Source organism: Vibrio sp. TRT 21S02 (assembly GCF_050113675.1).
GTDB lineage: Bacteria > Pseudomonadota > Gammaproteobacteria > Enterobacterales > Vibrionaceae > Vibrio.
In genome coordinates, this window is sequence record NZ_JBNJOI010000054.1 from 1 (window position 1) to 2,024 (window position 2,024).

The window sequence follows — 2,024 nt, forward strand, 5'->3', positions numbered from 1 at the left end:
AGGGTTAGCAGAGATATCCAGTTGGCTGGATGAAGATAAGAGCCGTTAAAGACGGATGCGTTTGACGTAGAATTATTTTTTCTGACTTTTACTAATAAATTATCGTTATTAAGAGGGGCGCAGGATGTACAAGGGGCATTGGTATGATGTTATGGGGAAAGAGAGGACAGATCTCCGAGCAATGAGTCTCGACTTCGACTCATTAAAGTTGGCTGTCGATGAAGCAATGAGCGTTTTGCCTGATACAAAACTGATCGTAATGAATGAGAATTTAGATTGGGGTCTTATCTCTATCGAGGAAACCAAAAGGATGCTCATTTGTAAGGATTAGAAGTTGACAAGCTAAGATGAACTTTGTTGCTTTCCTCACTGTTTGATTTATAAGCAGTTAGTATCATAAGTTGTCTATGATGCTAAAGAGGAGCTTTGCATGGCATGCCGTTGTTGTAACAAACGTTTGAACGTAGGGATGATACACAAAAGAGATCCCCATACAGGCCAAAAATTTAAGTCTTGTCCTCATTGTTCTGATGCAAATGGAGGAGAGCACGTTTTTCATCCATATCCATCGTCCTTTGGTAAAACACCTGCTAGAGTGACCGCTCGAAACCCTGAAGGATATCAAAGCTACTGTATAGATTGTCGTCGCCTGGATAAAGGAGTGCAATCTCAAGCCTATATGAATGGGAAAGCATGCAGTAGTCTTGTTGAATAGAACTCTGATGAACTTATTTCAAGATGATGCTGTTACATGGCTGTCAACGCTCGATGCTGCGAGCGTTGATCTATTAATCACCGACCCTCCCTATGAGTCTTTAGAAAAACACCGAAAAATTGGCACAACGACTCGGCTTAAGGTTAGCAAGGCGTCAAGTAATCAATGGTTTGATATTTTTCCTAACGATAGATTCGAAGCGTTACTCTGTGAGGTCTATCGTGTGCTTAAGAACCACTCGCACTTTTACCTTTTCTGTGACCAAGAAACGATGTTTGTTATTAAGCCGATAGCAGAAAAAATCGGCTTCAAATTCTGGAAACCTATTGTATGGGACAAAGTGAGCATTGGTATGGGCTACCACTACCGTGCTCGACACGAATACATACTGTTTTTTGAAAAGGGTAAGAGGAAGCTCAATGATTTGAGCATACCTGACATACTGACCCATAAACGAGTCTATAGAGGGTATCCAACTGAAAAGCCAGTAAGTCTCTTGGAAGTTCTGGTCGCTCAAAGTAGCAGAGACGGAGAGTTAGTTGTTGATCCGTTTTTTGGCTCTGGCTCGACCTTGGTTGCAGCTAAAAACTTGAATCGTCGGTTTAAAGGGAATGATATTTCCCCGTCTGCTCATGAGCATATTCGCCAGCGTATGGATTTTGGAACTTAAAAGGCTAATACAATTAACGGCTACCTGAAGGTAGCCGAGTAGCAATGCGGGGTTGTGGGAATTAGGCTGATTGATAAATCTCAGCTTCCAATTCAGAAATCGCTTCTAAGTATTGCTCTTTACCACCAAAGCACTTTTTGACGATCTCAGCAGGGCGTCCCATCTCGTCAAAAGGCTTAACTTTGAGTACATGAATATTTTCAATCTCTTGAACGCCTTTGTCTGCGTACTTGTCCAGTAGGTTGTTCAACACCTGCTGAGCCGTTTCACCGTACTTAGTGAAGTAGTTGCGCTTTTTGACGTTGTCTGCACGTTCTTTTCTGGTGAGTGCTGGTTGGTCATACACGACATGACAAATCATGTCGAATGGGTCGAGATCTTTGCCGACTTCCAGCTCTAATGCTTCCCAGATGATGCCTTCCTCTGCCAGTTCATCAATGATTGCTTGCTTTTTATCGGCATATTGCCAGCGCTTAACAAAGTCATCCATTGAGGTGAACTGTTTTGCCATCGTCTTGCGGGTGTAGTCTTTGAACGATTCGGTTACGAGTTTACCGTCGGCATCGTAGTATTGAACACGTTCGGCAATGGCTTTCACCGTTACACCGTTGACATGGAACTTTCTAACTCGGTTTTCAT

General features: G+C 42.7%; 3 protein-coding genes. 2 read left to right on the forward strand and 1 reads right to left on the reverse strand.

The features are described from left to right. The first annotated feature begins 124 nt into the window (after nt 1-124). Nucleotides 125-331, forward strand: coding sequence for a hypothetical protein (locus ACQEXU_RS21860; protein ID WP_427012288.1), 207 nt, complete (start codon nt 125-127; stop codon nt 329-331). A gap of 391 nt (nt 332-722) precedes the next feature. Continuing rightward, a complete protein-coding gene (locus ACQEXU_RS21865; RefSeq protein WP_276393902.1) occupies nt 723-1,385 on the forward strand; it encodes a site-specific DNA-methyltransferase in 663 nt (220 codons plus the stop codon). A gap of 61 nt (nt 1,386-1,446) precedes the next feature. Here ACQEXU_RS21865 and ACQEXU_RS21870 read toward each other — a convergent pair. Then, nucleotides 1,447-2,024 (reverse strand): type I restriction-modification enzyme R subunit C-terminal domain-containing protein (locus ACQEXU_RS21870; RefSeq protein ID WP_427012289.1); only part of this gene is annotated, 578 nt, incomplete at its 5' end.

Bases quoted from the DNA above. Each gene is read 5' to 3' on its own strand.
- ACQEXU_RS21860 (WP_427012288.1), top strand. From the start codon at position 125: ATGTACAAGGGGCATTGGTATGATGTTATGGGGAAAGAGAGGACAGAT.
- ACQEXU_RS21865 (WP_276393902.1), top strand. From the start codon at position 723: ATGAACTTATTTCAAGATGATGCTGTTACATGGCTGTCAACGCTCGAT.